11 protein-coding genes are annotated in these 17,080 nt (G+C 72.9%); 2 read left to right on the top strand and 9 right to left on the bottom strand.

Annotated elements, in window-relative coordinates; translation table 11 throughout:
• Positions 1–32: 32 nt before the first annotated feature.
• Together purH and purN are read right to left on the bottom strand one after the other, a co-directional pair.
• Entirely contained in the window at positions 33–1,598 is a 1,566-nt protein-coding gene (gene purH, locus TN53_RS28480; RefSeq protein ID WP_046261559.1) for a bifunctional phosphoribosylaminoimidazolecarboxamide formyltransferase/IMP cyclohydrolase, read from the bottom strand.
• Entirely contained in the window at positions 1,595–2,224 is a 630-nt protein-coding gene (gene purN, locus TN53_RS28485) for a phosphoribosylglycinamide formyltransferase (RefSeq protein WP_046261560.1), read from the bottom strand. Before purN ends, purH begins: the two co-directional genes overlap by 4 nt.
• Positions 2,225–2,507: 283 nt before the next feature.
• Between purN and TN53_RS28490 the strand changes: the two genes are divergently transcribed.
• The gene (locus TN53_RS28490) at positions 2,508–3,272 is read left to right on the top strand and encodes a hypothetical protein (protein WP_046261561.1); all 765 of its coding nucleotides are present in this window, start codon (positions 2,508–2,510) and stop codon (positions 3,270–3,272) included.
• Positions 3,273–3,412: 140 nt separating this feature from the next.
• Here the strand turns inward: TN53_RS28490 and TN53_RS48515 are convergent, their stop codons facing one another.
• Positions 3,413–5,614: a DUF6350 family protein gene (locus TN53_RS48515; protein WP_420719133.1), complete on the bottom strand. Its 2,202-nt coding sequence runs from the start codon at positions 5,612–5,614 to the stop codon at positions 3,413–3,415.
• Between the two features lie 105 nt (positions 5,615–5,719).
• Here TN53_RS48515 and TN53_RS28500 point away from each other — a divergent pair, with 105 nt between their 5' ends.
• A complete protein-coding gene (locus TN53_RS28500) occupies positions 5,720–6,775 on the top strand; it encodes a helix-turn-helix domain-containing protein (protein ID WP_046261563.1) in 1,056 nt (351 codons plus the stop codon).
• A gap of 214 nt (positions 6,776–6,989) precedes the next feature.
• Here the strand turns inward: TN53_RS28500 and sucD are convergent, their stop codons facing one another.
• The 6 genes from sucD to TN53_RS28530 form a co-directional block, all read right to left on the bottom strand.
• Entirely contained in the window at positions 6,990–7,874 is an 885-nt protein-coding gene (gene sucD / locus TN53_RS28505; RefSeq protein WP_046261564.1) for a succinate--CoA ligase subunit alpha, read from the bottom strand.
• An 18-nt stretch (positions 7,875–7,892) separates the two neighbouring features.
• On the bottom strand, positions 7,893–9,071 hold the full coding sequence (gene sucC / locus TN53_RS28510; RefSeq protein ID WP_046261565.1) for an ADP-forming succinate--CoA ligase subunit beta: 1,179 nt from the start codon (positions 9,069–9,071) through the stop codon (positions 7,893–7,895).
• 468 nt (positions 9,072–9,539) lie between these two features.
• Positions 9,540–11,540, bottom strand: coding sequence for a hypothetical protein (locus tag TN53_RS28515; RefSeq protein WP_046261566.1), 2,001 nt, complete (start codon positions 11,538–11,540; stop codon positions 9,540–9,542).
• A gap of 359 nt (positions 11,541–11,899) precedes the next feature.
• Positions 11,900–12,832 carry a hypothetical protein gene (locus tag TN53_RS28520; RefSeq protein ID WP_046261567.1) on the bottom strand — a complete coding sequence of 311 codons (933 nt, stop codon included), beginning with the start codon at positions 12,830–12,832 and terminating at the stop codon, positions 11,900–11,902.
• 259 nt (positions 12,833–13,091) lie between these two features.
• Positions 13,092–14,258, bottom strand: a complete 1,167-nt coding sequence (locus TN53_RS28525) for a VWA domain-containing protein (RefSeq protein ID WP_046261568.1) — start codon at positions 14,256–14,258, stop codon at positions 13,092–13,094.
• Positions 14,255–16,750: a DUF5682 family protein gene (locus tag TN53_RS28530; RefSeq protein ID WP_046261590.1), complete on the bottom strand. Its 2,496-nt coding sequence runs from the start codon at positions 16,748–16,750 to the stop codon at positions 14,255–14,257. Before TN53_RS28530 ends, TN53_RS28525 begins: the two co-directional genes overlap by 4 nt.
• Positions 16,751–17,080: the final 330 nt, after the last annotated feature.

Genomic DNA, 17,080 nt, shown 5'->3' on the forward strand with positions numbered 1-17,080 from the left:
GACCCCGCCACCGCCCGTGAACCGCCCGCGACTCAGTGGAAGAAGTGCCGCGTCCCCGTGAAGTACATCGTCACGCCCGCCTTCTTCGCGGCCTCGACGACCAGCTCGTCACGGACCGAACCGCCGGGCTGGACGACCGCCTTCACGCCGGCCGCGACGAGGATCTCCAGACCGTCGGGGAAGGGGAAGAAGGCGTCGGAGGCGGCGTAGGAACCCTGCGCGCGCTCGGCGCCGGCCCGCTCCACGGCCAGCTTCGCGGAGTCGACGCGGTTGACCTGGCCCATGCCGACGCCGACCGAGGCGCCGTCCTTGGCGAGCAGGATCGCGTTGGACTTCACCGCGCGGCAGGCCTTCCACGCGAAGGACAGCTCGGCGAGCTCGGACGCGCTCAGCGCCTCGCCCGTGGCCAGCGTCCAGTTCGCCGGGTCGTCGCCGTCCGCCTGGAGGCGGTCGGTGACCTGGAGCAGCGCGCCGCCGTCGACGAGCTTGAGCTCGACCGGGTTCGCGGGGGCGGCCGGGGCCTTCAGGACGCGGATGTTCTTCTTCTTGGCGAGGGCCTCCAGGGCCCCCTCCTCGTAGTCCGGCGCGACGATGACCTCGGTGAAGATCTCGGCGACCTGCTCGGCCATCTCCTTCGACACCGGCCGGTTGACCGCGATCACGCCGCCGAACGCCGACAGCGGGTCACACGCGTGTGCCTTGCGGTGCGCCTCGGCGACGTCCGCGCCGACCGCGATACCGCAGGGGTTGGCGTGCTTGATGATCGCGACGGCAGGCTCGTCGTGGTCGTACGCGGCACGGCGGGCGGCGTCCGTGTCCGTGTAGTTGTTGTACGACATCTCCTTGCCGTGCAGCTGCTCGGCCTCGGCGAGACCGCCACCGCTGCCGTCGACGTAGAGCGCGGCCGGCTGGTGCGGGTTCTCGCCGTAGCGGAGGGTGTTGTTGCGCTCCCAGGTGGCGCCCAGGAAGTCGGGGAACCGCGACTCGTCCACGGGCGCGTAGGAGGACGCGAACCAGGAGGCGACTGCCACGTCGTAGGACGCGGTGTGCTGGAAAGCCTCGGCCGCGAGCCGCTTGCGGGTGGCGAGGTCGAAGCCGCCGTCCTGGACGGCGCTCAGGACGTCGGCGTACCGCGCGGGGCTGGTGACCACGGCCACCGAGGGGTGGTTCTTGGCGGCGGCGCGGACCATCGACGGACCGCCGATGTCGATCTGCTCCACGCACTCGTCGGGCGAGGCACCGGAGGCGACGGTCTCGCGGAACGGGTAGAGGTTGACGACGACCAGGTCGAACGGCTCGACGCCCAGCTCGGCCAGCTGCCGCTGGTGGTCCTCCAGGCGCAGGTCGGCGAGGATGCCGGCGTGCACGCGCGGGTGCAGCGTCTTGACGCGGCCGTCCAGGCACTCGGGGAAGCCGGTGAGCTCCTCGACCTTGGTGACGGGGACGCCGGCGGCGGCGATCCGGCCCGCGGTGGACCCGGTGGAGACGAGCTCCACGCCCGCCTCGTGCAGGCCGCGCGCGAGGTCTTCCAGACCCGTCTTGTCGTAGACGCTGACGAGCGCCCGTCGGATGGCCCGCTTGTTGCTCTCGGCGGTCACTGGATAACTACCTTTCGTCCCTCAATGCGATAGCCGTTGCGGGCTAGCCGCCCCACGACATCGACGAGCAGTCTTCGCTCGACTTCCTTGATGCGCTCGTGCAGAGCGCTCTCGTCGTCCTCGTCCCGGACCTCCACCACGCCCTGCGCGATGATCGGTCCGGTGTCGACGCCGTCGTCGACGAAGTGGACGGTGCAGCCGGTGACCCGGGCGCCGTACGCGAGCGCGTCACGGACGCCGTGGGCGCCGGGAAAACTGGGCAGCAGCGCGGGGTGGGTGTTCACGAACCGCCCGCCGTAGCGGGCGAGGAACTCCTTGCCCACGATCTTCATGAACCCGGCGGACACCACCAGGTCGGGCTCGTACGCGGCGGTCGCCTCGGCGAGCGCGGTGTCCCACTCCTCGCGGGTCCCGTAGTCCCTGACCTTGCACACGAAGGTGGGGATCCCGGCGCGCTCGGCACGGGCGAGCCCCTCGATGCCGTCGCGGTCGGCTCCTACGGCCACGATCTCGGCGCCGTAGGCCTCCGAGCCTGCCTGGCCGATGGTGTCGAGGAGCGCCTGGAGGTTGGTGCCGGATCCGGAGACCAGCACGACGAGGCGCTTGGCCACGGGCTTGGCGGCCACGGTGGGGCCCTTTCTCGGGGGAGCGTTTTCCGTACGGTCGACCGTATGTACGTTCGTACGAATGCTTCGCGCCCCGGGATACGGGGAAGTCTACGAAGCGGCCGAACGCCAGCAACGATACCGGCACTCCGGGCGGCCCCCACGGGACGGGGGCGTGGCCGGAAGGTAGCGTCTGGGAGGGCCCGAGTCGGGAACGTGGTCGTCGTGCGGTGCGTTTCCGAAGTGAAGGTTCACGCCAGACCGCCGTAAGACGCCGTATCACCTAGGGGAAGACGCTCACTTGATGCCGGACCGCAGCCTGCGACTGCTCACGCTCCCCCCGCAGTCGGTGCAGGGAGGGGAGCACCGCGGCGTGCTGCTGCGGGAGCGCCCCGCCTCTCCGCCCGACGCGCCCTCCGACAAGCCGGACAGGAAGGCGGAGGAGGAGGACAACCCCTTCGCGCCGCCGCCGGAGGGCACCCCGGACCGTCCGTGGCAGCCGCGGCGCCCGGCGGACGACTCCTCCTCCGACGACGACAGCGCCCGCTCCCCCTGGGGCGGCCAGTGGAGCGACCGTCAGCCGGGCCGCTCCTCCGGCGGATTCGGTGAGCGCCCCGGCGGTGGTCCCGGACCCGAGAGCCAGGGCGGTCCCGGCCCCGGCACAGGCATGCGGTGGGATCCGACCGACCCGGGCCAGCGCCGTGCGCGCTACTCGCTCCTGAGCGGTATGTGGGCGTTCTTCTTCGCCCTGTTCAGCTGGCCGTACGTCGCCCTGCTGCTCGGCTCGCTCGCCCTGTACTGGGGCATCAGCGCGCTGCGCGCCAAGCCGCGCACCCCCGACCCGGACACCCCGGCGCCCGAATCGGGTGGCCGCCCCCAGCGGACGGCTGCCATCAGCGGCCTGGTCACCTCGTCCCTGGCGATCGCGGTGGTGACGGCGACGTTCGTCCTGCACCTGGTCTACAGCGACTACTACACCTGCACGAGCGACGCCCTCACCAACGAGGCCAAGCAGTCCTGCAGCCAGCTGGTACCGGAGAAACTCCGGGACATCCTGGCCCCCGGCTGACGCGGGGAGCGGCGCCGGCGGAGTGCGGCGGTCGATGACGTAGGTCCGGTAATGACGTAGGTCCGGCAGATCCTGCGACATCGACATACGGCCAGCGCCGAAGGGCTGCGCGGGACGCCGGGATCGCCGTCCCGCCGCGATCATGGTGCCTCCGGCGGATCCAGCGGCGTCGACGCCTCCTTGAGCGCCGCCCAGCGGGTCTCGCGGGAGGCGTCGCCGTGCCAGGGCGGGCGAAGCGAGGTGGGGGTCTCCCCGCCCGGAGGGTGGGGGAGGGCCGCCGGGGCCGGGTAGGGGTCGGCGGGCAGGAAGTCGTACGGCTCGAAGGTGGGGTCGTCGTCGCCGGGACCGTAGGACGTGGCGGGCGTCGGGGTCGGTTGATCGGCGGGCTTTCCGCGGGAGAACCAGCGGCGCGGCGAGGGCTTTACGGCGGATGGGCCGGCCCCGTGGCCCGGGGAGGGCGGCCGGTCGTCCGAGGGGGCCTCCGGGGTCCCGTCCGCCGCCGAGGACTTCGGAACGGCCTGACCGGCGTCCTTCTTCCGCCAGAGCCGGCCGCGCGCCCGGCCTCCGGACGCCTGGGGCTCACCGGCCCCGGGTTCGTGTCCCCCGCCGGTCTCCGCTGAGCGCGCCGCCGCCTCCCTTCCCGCTCCACCGGCCCCGGGTTCGCGTCCCCCACCGGTCTCCGCTGAGCGCGCCGCCGCCTCCCTTCCCGCTCCACCGGCCCCGGGCTCCCGCGCCTCCGTCCACAGCGGTCCCAGCCCTGCCACCCGCGACCCGCCCGTACCCGGACGCGCCCCGGCGTGCCCGCGCTCGGGTACGTCCGTGACCGTCCCGCGCGCCCGTGGCTTCCCGCTCTTCGGCTTCCGCACCCGCCGCGCCCGGCACCGCCACGCCCGTAGCCCCAGGGCCGTGGGGATCGCCACCACCGAGGTCCACGCCAGCGCCGCCGCTCCCGTCAGCCACCACACCGGACCGAACCAGGCGAGTGCGGCGACTCCGAGCGGTCCGCCCGCGAGCGCGGCGAGCATCGCGACGGCGGCCGCGCACAGGAGGGCCGCGAGCCCGGCGGTACCGGCCGTCCGGCCGCGTGACCAGGGTGTGGCGGGCCCGTGCCCCGACCCCTCGCCCGCCTGCCCGGCACCCCTCGCCACGGCTCCGCCGTCCGCGCCCTTCAGCTGCCCATCACCCCTCGCCGAGGTTCCCCCGTCCGCGCCCTTCGGCTGTGCGCCGACACCCTTGCCCGGCGCCACGACAGACGCCCCGGCCGTCGCTCCGGCGGCACCCCCACCCCGCCCTCCCTCATCCACTCTCCGACTCCCCGCCCGCCCCACGAACCACCCCACCGTCGCCCCGGCCACCACCGGCACCCCCGCGGCCGCCCAGTTCACCCATGTCCCCGTCCCAGGCCCCGGCACCGCCGCCAGCAGCGGGAACGGTGGCAGGAGGGGTGCGGGGGCGGAGGACAGGGGGCCCACCACATGCCCCGTCCCCAGGACGAAGCCGGGCCCCAGCGCATACGACGCCGACCAGACCGCCGCGTTCGGTACCAGCGCCACGCACAGCAACAGCACCGCGAACCGGCCCGACCAGCCCTCCGTCAGCTGGAGGAAGGAGAGCCGCGTCGCGTCGCCGTGCCACACCAGGGACGTTCCCAGGAGCAGCGCACCACCGCCCACCAGCACCGCCACCCCCGCGCCCGCGGCCCGCGCCGACGTGCCGAGACGGCGGCGGGCCTCGGGGCCGAGGAGCAGACGCCGTACCCCCGCGGGAAGCAACAGCAGCGCGCCGTCCACCGGTTCGCGCGGGCGGCCGTACGCCGTCCATACCCCCGCACCCGCCGCCAGCATCACGACCACCGGCACGCACACCCCCACCCACACCCACGCCGGCCGCAGATCACCGCCCGCCGCGTACAGCGCGGCTCCCGTCCCGACGGCGAGATAGCCGAGGACCACCCCCGCGAACGCCGTCCGTCCCGAAGCCTCCATGGAGTCGTCCACCGCGTCCCGCGCCGCCCGATGCACCAGCCACACCGGCAGCACGACCAGCAGCAACGGCGTCACCTCCACCGGCGCCGGAACCCCGGACAGCGTGTCCGTACGCACCAGTTCCGCCCCGTGCGCCAACAGCCACAGCGCCGCGGCGACATGCAGCGCACCGCCCGGCCCGCTGTCCGGATACGGCGAACTGATCCACAGCACCATCACCAGTACGGCCAGCGAACCGAGCCCGAGCCCCGCCGCGAGCACGCCGGCCAGAAGGCTCGCGGCCAGTCCGGGCGATCGGTCCCGCAACCGGGCGAGCAGGGACGACTGGGGTGCTCGGCGAACGGTCATCTGCATCACGATCGCCATGCTCCCAACGACACGCGCTTTCTCGTCGTAACAGGCGAACCCCCGAAGTGTCGCTCAATATACGACTATGTACTTTTTCGTACGAAGGGGCGCCCTGTGACACAGAGCCCTGCGACCCCGCTCCCCCCGCCCAAGGAACGCCGACGCCTGCGCGAGGCCGGGTCCTTGACGCAGGCTCAGGTCGCCGAACGGGTGGGGGCCACCCGCGAGACGGTCCGCGCGTGGGAGTCCGGCCGTACGAACCCGCGGGGCCGGAAGCGGGAGGCGTACGCGAAGCTGCTGGACTCCTTGGCGGAGGTCGAGGTGACGGTCCCTCAAGAGGCACCGGCTCCCGAACCCGAGGAACCCGCCGTCCCCCTGACCCCCGCTCAGGCCTTCGACGCGCTGTACGCGTTCTGCGCCCCGGCCCTCGTACGGCAGTCCTATCTGCTCACCGGGCGCCGTGAGCTCGCCCGCGAATCGGTCGAGCGGGCGTTTCAACTCGCCTGGCAGCGCTGGCCCGAGGTGGCCGTCGACCGCGACCCCGCGGGCTGGGTACGGGCCACGGCGTACGAGTACGCCCTCTCCCCCTGGCACCGCTTCCGCCCCCGATTCCGCTACCCGGAGCCACCGCCCGCCGACGCGTCGGACCGCGCCCTGATGGACGTACTCCTCAAGCTCCCACCGCCGTACCGCCGCACGTTGCTGTTGTACGACGGTGTGGGCCTCGACCTGCCCGAGACCGCGGCGGAGACCGAGGCGAGCACGCCGGCGGCGGCGAACCGGCTGCTGCACGCGCGCGAGGCGGTCGGCACGAAGTTGCCTGCGCTGGCCGACCCCGCTGAGCTGCACCGGCGGCTCACCGAACTCGCCTCGACGGAACGTCTGCGGGCCGCGAGGCCGCCCACGGTGCGGACGGGGAGCGAGCGCAGGGCGCGGTTTTGGACGCGGGCGGCCATCGCGTTCACGGTGGCGCTGATCGGTACGACGGCGTTGACCGTACGGACCGCTCCGACGCACTACGAGCCGCCGATCGCGCCGGGGGCGGAGATCCAGGGGGTGCCGCCGCGGGTCGCGCAGGGCGCGTTGTCGGAGGCGGAGGTGGAGTTGCGGGAGAAGCTGCGGGGCGGGATGACGAGTGGGCCGGAGAGACTGTTCCCGCTCAGTCGTTGACCGCGGGCCGGTGGGGGCTGGTCGCGCAGTTCCCCGCGCCCCTAAAAGATGGGCGGGTTCGAGCCGGCCTGCCTTCAAGGGGCGCGGGGAACCGCGCGACCAGCCACATCGCACCCGCAGCCGCCGCACAACCCGCCCCGGCACCCCGTTACGCGTCGATGGGCCCGCTCCAACCCTCGGAGCGAGCCCATCAGACGTTCAGCTGGGTACCTGCTCAGCCGGCGAGGATCTCCCGCGCCAGCTTCGCCGTCTCGGTCGGCGTCTTGCCGACCTTGACGCCCGCGGCCTCAAGGGCCTCCTTCTTCGCGGCGGCCGTGCCGGAGGAGCCGGAGACGATGGCGCCGGCGTGGCCCATGGTCTTGCCCTCGGGCGCGGTGAAGCCCGCGACGTAGCCGACGACCGGCTTCTTCACGTTCTCCGCGATGAACGCGGCCGCACGCTCCTCGGCGTCGCCACCGATCTCACCGATCATGACGATCAGGTCGGTGTCGGGGTCGGCCTCGAACGCGGCGAGCGCGTCGATGTGGGTCGTACCGATGATCGGGTCGCCACCGATGCCGACGGCGGAGGAGAAGCCGATGTCACGCAGCTCGTACATCATCTGGTACGTCAGCGTGCCGGACTTCGAGACCAGACCGATGCGGCCCGGCTTGGTGATGTCGCCCGGGATGATGCCGGCGTTCGACTGGCCCGGCGTGATGAGACCGGGGCAGTTCGGGCCGATGATCCGGGTCTTGTTGCCCTGCGACACGGCGTACGCGTAGAACGCGGCCGAGTCGTGGACCGCGATGCCCTCGGTGATGACGACCGCGAGCGGGATCTCGGCGTCGATCGCCTCGACCACGGCGGCCTTGGCGAAGGCCGGCGGTACGAAGAGGACGGATACGTTCGCGCCCGTCTTCTCGATCGCCTCGGCGACCGTGCCGAAGACCGGGATCTCGTTGCCGTCGATGTCGACCGACGTGCCCGCCTTGCGGGGGTTCACGCCACCGACGATGTTCGTGCCGTCGGCCAGCATGAGCTTGGTGTGCTTCATGCCCGTGGCACCGGTCATGCCCTGGACGATGACCTTGCTGTCCTTGTTGAGGAAGATAGCCATGGCTGTTTTCCCTCGTCCTTACTTCGCAGCCGCGAGCTCGGCGGCCTTGTCGGCCGCGCCGTCCATGGTGTCCACGCGCTGGACCAGCGGGTGGTTGGCGTCGGAGAGGATCTTGCGACCCAGCTCGGCGTTGTTGCCGTCCAGTCGGACGACCAGCGGCTTGGTGACTTCCTCGCCCTTGTCGGCGAGCAGCTGCAGCGCCTGGACGATGCCGTTGGCGACCTCGTCACAGGCGGTGATGCCACCGAAGACGTTGACGAACACGGACTTGACGTCCGGGTCGCCGAGGATGATCTCCAGGCCGTTCGCCATGACGGCGGCGGAGGCGCCACCGCCGATGTCGAGGAAGTTGGCCGGCTTCACGCCGCCGTGGTTCTCACCGGCGTACGCGACGACGTCCAGGGTGCTCATGACGAGACCCGCGCCGTTGCCGATGATGCCGACCTCGCCGTCGAGCTTGACGTAGTTGAGGTTCTTCTCCTTGGCGGCGGCCTCGAGCGGGTTGGCCGCGTCCTTGTCCTGGAGAGCCTCGTGTCCCGGCTGACGGAACTCGGCGTTCTCGTCGAGGGAGACCTTGCCGTCCAGGGCGATGACGTCACCGGAGGCGACCTTGGCCAGCGGGTTGACCTCGACGAGGAGGGCGTCCTCCTCGATGAAGGTCTTCCACAGGGTGACAAGGACGTTCTCGACCTTGTCGGCGACCTCGGCCGGGAAGTTCGCGGCCTCGACGATCTGGCGGGCGACCTCGGGGGTCACACCCACGTTGGCGTCGATCGGCGTCTTGGCGACGGCCTCGGGGCGGGTCTCCGCCACCTCCTCGATCTCCATGCCGCCCTCGACGGACGCGATGGAGAGGAAGGTGCGGTTGGCGCGGTCCAGGAGGAAGGAGACGTAGTACTCCTCCAGGATCTCCGGGGCCGTCTCGGCGATCATCACCTTGTGGACCGTGTGGCCCTTGATGTCCATGCCGAGGATGTTGGTCGCGTGCTCGACCGCCTCGTCGGTGGTCGAGGCCAGCTTCACGCCGCCGGCCTTGCCGCGGCCACCGACCTTCACCTGGGCCTTGACGACGGACTTGCCACCGAGACGCTCGGTGGCTGCGCGGGCCGCCTCAGGCGTGTCGATGACTTCACCGGCCAGCACCGGTACATCGTGCTTGGCGAAGAGGTCCCTCGCCTGGTACTCGAACAGGTCCACGCGCTTCCGTCCCTATCAGTGATCTCGCGGTTCGTTGTCTGCGTGGGCGTGCCGCGAGGGCAACGTGACGTCCGACCGTGTCTGTCACAAGGGAGGCGCACACGGTGTCCGAGCGCGCGGCATGTCCGTCTCGCAGGTTATCGCTGCTTGCGGGGGGCCCCTAAATCGAGGGTCACACCTGAGCGGTGATACCTGTCACATGATGCCGCCCTCACTGGCACGCTGTGCCAGATGTGAGGGGTCGAGGGGGTCATGGGGAAGGGCCTCACCGGGCTGGGGTTGACCCGGTGAGGCCCTCTGAGCAGCCCCTGAGGGGCACGGGGCAGTCGATCCCCACCCCAATGGGGACCGCTCCGCCCCGCCCGTGAGGTGTCGGCCGGACAGACCGACGGCTTTCGGCCGTCCGGGTCCCGCACCCTCACGGAGTCGGTCGGTCCGCCGCGCTGGGCGGCGGTGGTGGGGGGACGGTCAGGCGTTGTACGTGATGCCGTGCTGCTGCGCGTATCCCGGCGTGATCGACTCGGCGACGCCCTGGACACCGGCGACGGCGTTCGCGGCCGGCGGGGTCACGCCGTCGACCGTGTGACCGATGACGGGTGCGGCACCGCCGACGACGGGCGCCACGTCACCGACGACGCCGTACGCGAAGGGGGCGACGTCACCCGTGACGCCGTACGCGAGGTTCCCCGCGCTGCCCGTGACGCCCTGCACGACGGGCTGGACGAGGCCGACGACGGGCCGCGCGACCCCGTGCGCGAAGGACTGGGCCTCCGCGGTCACGCCGTACGCCAGATCGGCGGTGTGCCCGGCCACGCCGTACGCGAGCGGCGCGACGCCGCCCACGACGGGCCGGACGTCGCCGACCACGCCGTACGCCAGCCCGTCCACGTCCGCGACGGCCTGCCCCGCGACCGGGACCACGCCGTGCACGGCGGCATTCGCGACCGGTGGCAGCACGGCACCGGTGGCATCGACGGCGACCTGACCGACGAGACCGGTGGCGTAGGCGGGTACGCCGGTGACGACGCCGTCCACGACGGGATGGAGGTCGGCGACCGCGCCGGTGACGACGCCGTCCACGACGGGATGGAGGTCGGCGACCGCGCCGGTGGCGACGGGCGCGACGCCGTGAACGGCGTCGCCGGTGAGGTGGTGGACGTCGCCGACGGTGGCGGTGGCCACGGGCTGGACGCCGTGGACGGCGGTCCCGGCGGTCTGCCCCACGCCCTGGACGGCGCCGGCGGCGACCGGCTGGACGTCGGCCACGACGCCGTGGGCGAGTGCGGTCGCGGCATCGACGGTGTGGCGGGCGGTCCGCGCGACACCGGCGACCGTGCCGCCGACGACCGGGGCGACCTCGCCGACCGTGTGGACGACGACCGGGGTGACGCCGTTGACCACGCCGTGGGCGACCGGGCTCACCCCCTCCAGCGTGCCGGTGGCGACCGGGACGACCCCGGCGACGGCGTGCTCGGCGGTCGGGACGACACCGGCGACCGTCTGACCGGCGACCGGGACCACTCCGTCCACGGCGGCGGTGGCCAGCGGGGGCACGGCCGCCGCGACCGTCTCGTCGACGACCGGGGCGACGGTGCCGGGAACGGCGGCCACCGTCCCGACCGCCTGATGCCGGACCCCGCCCACGGTGCCCGTGATGTGGCTCGGGACGGAGGAGACGGTGGCCCCGGCGGCCGTCGTCACGGTTCCGGCCTCGCCCCGGGCGACGGCGAGCGCGTCGGTGGCGCGGCCCTCGGCCCCGGTGACCGTGGCCTGCGCGGCGCCGCTCACGCCGGTGGCGGTGCGGCCCGCGCCCGCGACGGTCTGCCGCACCTTGGTCCGTACGACGCCGTCGACGCCCTGGGCCTGGGTACGGGCCGCCGACTGGACACCCTGGAGCCTGGTCTGGGCTCCGGCGAGGGCCCGCTCGAGCTCAGGGGCGAAAGCGGCGAGGGGGCCGAAGAGGTAGTCGACCTCGTCCCGCGGGGCGGTCGCGTCGGAGACGGTGGCCCGGGCGGTGGTGACGGTCTCGTCTGCTGTGGCCTTGGCCTTCGCCTGCGCGGCACGGGCGGCCTTGGCACCCTGGATGGCCGCGGCACCCTTGATCTTCGAGGCCTTGTCCGAGGTCGCGGTGGTCTGCGGGACGGTGACCTTCGCGTCCACGTACCGGCGGGCCTGGTCGGTGGTGGCGGTGGCGGTGCCTGCCGTGTGGGAGACCGTGTCGGTCGCCTGGGGTGTGGTCGTCGCGGCGGTGTTCTCGACCGTCGAGGTCACGCCGGAGACGGTCTCCTGCACCTCGGTGACGGCGCCGTCGACCGTGCCGGTCAGGGCGTCCGTGACGTCGGTCGTCGTGTCGGACACGGACAGCGAGGAGGCGGGCAGTTCGTCGGCGCTGGCCACGGAGGAGCCGAGCGCCCACGCGCCGGTGACGCCGGCGGCTATGACGATGGAGCGGCGGATGTTCTTGTTCATACGTGCGTCAGATCCTTAGATCCTGGGAGGTCCGAAGCTCCCGGGAGGCCTGGGACGGACGGGCTCCTGAGCGCCGCGAGTGGGGACGACGTCCGGCCGCGCTCGGGGACGAGGGGTCCGGGCGAGCCGCGGAACCGGGTCCGGCGGGCTTTCAGGAGGAGGTCCGTGGCGGAACTCCGGTGCTTCGGATGGCTGGGGACACTTCCGGTGCCGGTTCCGACCGCGATGCCCCGGGGGGCGGGGTTCTGCGATGTCGGATGCGGCTTCGACGGTTTCCGTCCGGTGTTCCAAAGGAGGTCCGGACTACGGGCAGACCTGTTCCGCCCCCGCGCGGCAGGTCTACGGCGGGGGGTCCTGCCCTATGCCGGAGAAACCGGAATGTCCCGGTGCCGGTCCCGGGTCTCGAACGCGTCGGCACGCACAGCGGCACCGGCCACGAGCCGCACCGCTGCCCGGTGGTTCAGGGACACGGCGTGCGCGTCCCCGTGCCGCGACGAACCACTGTCCGCCGTCGGCCGGTTGCCAAGCGCACCACTCTGGTCATCGCCGGGCGTCTGCGGTACGGGGGCGTGGGCGCCCTGGACGGCACGGTGCCCGTCGGTCTTCGCCGTCGCACCCGTCGTGGGCGAACCGGCGACGGACGGCGGACCGTAGAAGACGGCCGTGGCCGCTGTCTTGCCGGAGCGCCCTCCGAAGGCGTCGCCCTGGGGCGAGTCGGCCACCGGGGACTTCGGCTGGGGTGTCGTCGCCGGCGGTGCCCGGTCCGGGAGCGTCTGGCCCGGGAGCGCGGGCAGGTCCGGCAGCTCCGGAAGGCCGGGCTGCTCGGTCACGGGCAGGGGCGGCAGGCTCGGCAGCGGCGGCATCTGCGCCTGCGCCTCCGCCAGTTGCCCGGTCACCGTGTCCACCAGGTCGCCGACCGGCTGAAGGACCTTGCCGTCCACGACACCGACGACATGCTCGGTCACCGGGCGGAGGACCTTGTCGTCGACCGACGGCGGGAGGACGTCCGTCTGAGGTGCCGTGTGATGGACCTCGGGTTCGGCCTGCGGCTTCGCCAACCGCCCCACCGCGCCGCTCGCCAACGACCGGACGCCGTCCACCGGATCCGCCGGAACGGCCCCGGATGTCGCCGTCGTCGTCGGTATGCCCTCCGCCGCGTTCGCCTGTCCCCCGCAGAGGAACCCGAGCGCGAACAACCCGCCCACCAGCAGCGCCACTTGCAGCGCGCGCCGCCCGGCCGCCGTGCGCAGGCTGCGCAGAGCGGCACCGGGCAGTGTGGCCGGCCAGGTCAAGAGGGTGGTCCTCCCGTGCGGCGGAACGAATCACGCGTGACGAGCAACGAAGTCGGTGCGACGCGGTACGGACGAGCGGTGCGCGACGCACCGCTGACGAGGCACCGATACTCGCACGGCAGTGCGGAGGTTACGCAAGCCCCCCGTTACCGATGCGACTCATGTCCGTTTTGCTGGCTCAATTCGGATGTCGCTGGGTCGACAAATCACCACCGGTTCGCCGTCGTTCCTCTCCCTTCCGACCCCGGCCCGTTCCCCGTCATGCCGTGTCCGGGATGGGGATCGGCCGCTTCTCGATCGCCGCCGCCATCACCTCCGGGAACAGGTCGGGGGTGCAGGCGAAGGCCGGTGCGCCCAGCGCGGCGAGCGCGGCCGCGTGCTCCCTGTCGTACGCGGGGGCCCCTTCGTCGGACAGCGCGAGCAGCGTCACGAACTGCACCCCCGACGCCTTCATCGCCGCCACCCGCTTCAGCATCTCGTTCCGTATGCCGCCCTCGTACAGGTCGCTGATCAGTACGACCACCGTCTCGGCGGGCCGGGTGATCTGCGACTGGCAGTACGCCAGTGCCCGGTTGATGTCCGTGCCGCCGCCGAGCTGGGTGCCGAACAGGACGTCGACCGGATCGTCGAGCTGGTCGGTGAGGTCGACCACCGCGGTGTCGAAGACCACGAGCCGGGTGTTGATGGACCGCATGGAGGCGAGCACCGCCCCGAACACGGATGCGTAGACGACCGACGCCGCCATCGACCCCGACTGGTCGATACAGAGGATGACCTCCTTCTTCACCGACTGCGACGCCCGCCCGTACCCGATGAGCCGCTCCGGCACGATCGTCCGGTACTCCGGCAGGTAGTGCTTGAGATTGGCCGCGATCGTGCGGTTCCAGTCGATGTCGTGGTGGCGGGGCCGGCTGACACGGGCGCTGCGGTCGAGGGCGCCGGTCAGGGTCGCCCGAGTACGCGTGGCGAGCCTCTTCTCGAGATCCTCGACGACCTTGCGGACCACGGCCCGTGCCGTCTCCTTCGTCGTCTCCGGCATCGCCTTGTTGAGCGAGAGCAACGTGCCGACGAGATGTACATCGGCCTCCACCGCCTCCAGCATCTCCGGCTCGAGCAGCAGGGTGGCGAGACCGAGCCGCTCGATCGCGTCACGCTGCATCACCTGCACGACGGAGGACGGGAAGTACGTCCGGATGTCCCCGAGCCACCGCGCCACGGACGGCGCCGAAGCGCCCAGCCCCGCGGAACGCTCCCGCCCCGGCTGCCCCTGCCTGTCCCCCTTCCCGTACAGCGCGGCGAGCGCCCCGTCCATCGCGGCATCCCGTCCACCGAGCGCACACCCGGTCCCGTCGGCGGCATCGCCCCCGAGCACCAGCCGCCAACGCCGCAGCCGCTCCTGCGCCGGGTCCACCACATCGGTCGTCATCGCCCCACCCCCACAAGGTCGTTGCCGTCGGCGCCCACGAGGTCACTGTCCAGCCCCAGCAGCAGCCGCACCACCGGCAGCACCGCGTCCGCACGCGCCGTATCGAGATCAGCCGCGAAACCGGGTATGCCGGCGCCGCCGCCCGCCACTCTCCCCCGCTCGCCCGGCCCCCGCCGGACCAGCTCGCCGAGCGTCCGCCGCACCCCCGGCTCGTACGCCGAGAAGGTCCGCCGCAGCAGCGGCAGCACATCCGTGAACGCCTCCGCCGGCACCCCGGTCAGCCAGGCGTCGACCAGCCCGAGCAACCGCTCGTCGTGCACGAGCAGCATTCCGCCCCCGGCACCGCCGCCGACGAATCCCTCGATCCACGCGGCCGCGTCCGCCGGCGGCGTCCCCGGCGACAGCACGAGCCCCATGAGCCGGGCCGCCTCGTCCTGCCCCAACTCCCCGTCGTCCAGCAGCAACCGCACGGCCCGTCCCCGGATGACTCCGGGGACGGTGTCCCGGCCCGAGAGCACTCGCAGCACGGACCGCCAGCGGGGGCGGAGGTCGCGGTGGGGTGAGTCGGGGGCTCCGCGCAGGGGGTTGTCCACGGGCGGCACGGCGGCAGGTGCGGGCGCACTGTCGTCGGGTGTCCCCGCCGCCGCCAGCACATCCCCCAGCAGCCCGACCGCCCCGTGCACCGCGTCCACATGCCGCCGCATCTCCTCGGCCGCGTCCGCGTCGAGCGCGGCGCAAGCCGGGGGGAGACCGACGAAGACCCGTTCCGCGAGGCCCGCGGCGACCTCTGTCAGGGCGTGGGTGTCCGTGCCGCGCACATCGCCGTAGCGCAGGGAGCGGACCAGGGCGGGCAGAGCCTGGGCAAGATGGCCGACGTCCGCGTCGAGCGCGGCGCGGTCGGCGAGGACCTGCATCACCACCGGGAGCGCTTCCGGCAGTTCGGCCAGGAGGCAGCGCTCGGCGAGTGCGGTGACATCGGCGAGGCTCTGCGCGGTGACGGCGTCCGCCTGCGCCCTGGCGGTCGCCGCGGCGAGCACGGTCGTCCCCCACACGCCGGCCTCCGCGACCCGCACGGACAGCTCGGGCTCCCACCGCAGCCGCCACGTCTCCCGGAACGTCCCCGTACTCCCCCGCGACACCACCGGCTCGCCCCACCCGACGCCGAGCAGCCGCAGCCGGTGCAGCAGCCTGCTGCGCCCCGCGTCGGTCTCCTTGCGCAGGTCGAGCTCCAACTCCCGCTCCAGCGCCTCCGGCTTGAGCCGCAGCCGACGCTGCGTCCGGTCGAGATCCCGCTGCAACGGCACCGCGGGCGCCGACCGCGGCACCTCCCCCAGCACGTCCCCCACGACCAGCCGATCGTGCACCAGCGACAACGGCACGTCCGAGCCCTCGCACATCACCGCCCGCACCGCGTCGGTCGTCTCGCTCAACCCCGCCAGCGGGCGGCCGCGCATCGCCGCGAGCGTCTGCGCGAGCCGCACCGCCTCGATGACATGGGCCGACGAGACAATCCGGTCCTCCTCCCGCAGCAGCCCCGCCACCCTGGTCATCCACCGCTCCACCGGACGGTCCGCCGCACCGAACAGATGCCCGTACCAACCCGGCGAGTCGATACCGGCCCCGTATCCACTGACCCGGGCCAGCCGCCGATACGTCCACGGCACCCACGTCATGTCCGCCTTGACCTTGGGCAGCCCCTTCAACAGTGCCCGGTCGGCGGCGACGGCCGTCCTCTCCCGCAGCGCGGGCACATGCCACGCCCCGCACACCACGGCCACCCCGCCCCCGAACTCCCGCTGAGCCGCCCGCACTTGGAGCCGCATATACGCCTCCCGCACGAGATCCCGCTCATGCCCCCCGCTCCCGTACACCTCCCGCAGCGCGCCCATGGCCTCCTCGACCACGACGAACGGCGCGAACACGTCCCCGGCTCCGGCCCCCCGGTGCTCGACGACGTCCTCCCACCACCGCTCGGGGTCGTCGTAACCGGCGGTTTCGGCCAGCACGGCGAGGGGGTCGATCCGGAGGTCGGTGTGGGCGACCGGATCGGGGGCGCCATCACCCGCTTCCGTACGGGAGTGGGGAGCCGTTCCGGAATCGGGAGCCGTTCCGGAGTCTGGGGCCGTTCCGGAGTCGGGAGGGTCGGCTGTCTCCCCCACTGCCTCGTCGGCCCGACCCTCCTTCCACGCCAACGAGTGCGTCGCCGGCAAGTCGATGAACCTCGCCGGGATGTCGTGCTCCAGGGCCCAGCGGATCGCCACCCACTCCGGGGAGAACTCGGCGAGCGGCCAGAACGCCGAGCGTCCCGGCTCGTCGACGGCGTGGGCGAGGAGAGCGACCGGTGGCCGCATGTCCTCCTCGGCGGCCAGCGGGATCAGGGCGTCGGCCTCGGGCGGGCCCTCGATCAGGACGACCCGCGGCCCGGCCGCCTCCAGCGCCGCCCGCACGGCCCGCGCGGAACCGGGTCCGTGATGCCGTACGCCGAGCAGCAGCGGCTCCCTGTCAACGGCTGCCCCGCCCCCCTCACCCGCGACTGCCCCGCTCCCATCGCCTGCGGCCCGCTCACTGCCGTCGCTCACGGCCGCCCCACTCCCGTCCCTCTCACGTTCTGTCACACTGTCCCCCTCCCCTCCGGAACCACCGGTCACCGATCACCGATCACCGATCACCGGCCACCAGGCCCTGGTCCTGGCCCCCCGCCCCCCCCCCCCGACGCCCCCGCACGCCATAAACAGCGGGCCACCCGCCCCTGGCTCCCGCCCGAGCCTCCCGATCCCCCGGAGCCGCCCGCCCCCTGGCCTCCGCCGGGGCGGCCCCACCCC

Source organism: Streptomyces sp. WM6386 (assembly GCF_000972385.1).
Classification (GTDB): Bacteria; Actinomycetota; Actinomycetes; order Streptomycetales; family Streptomycetaceae; genus Streptomyces.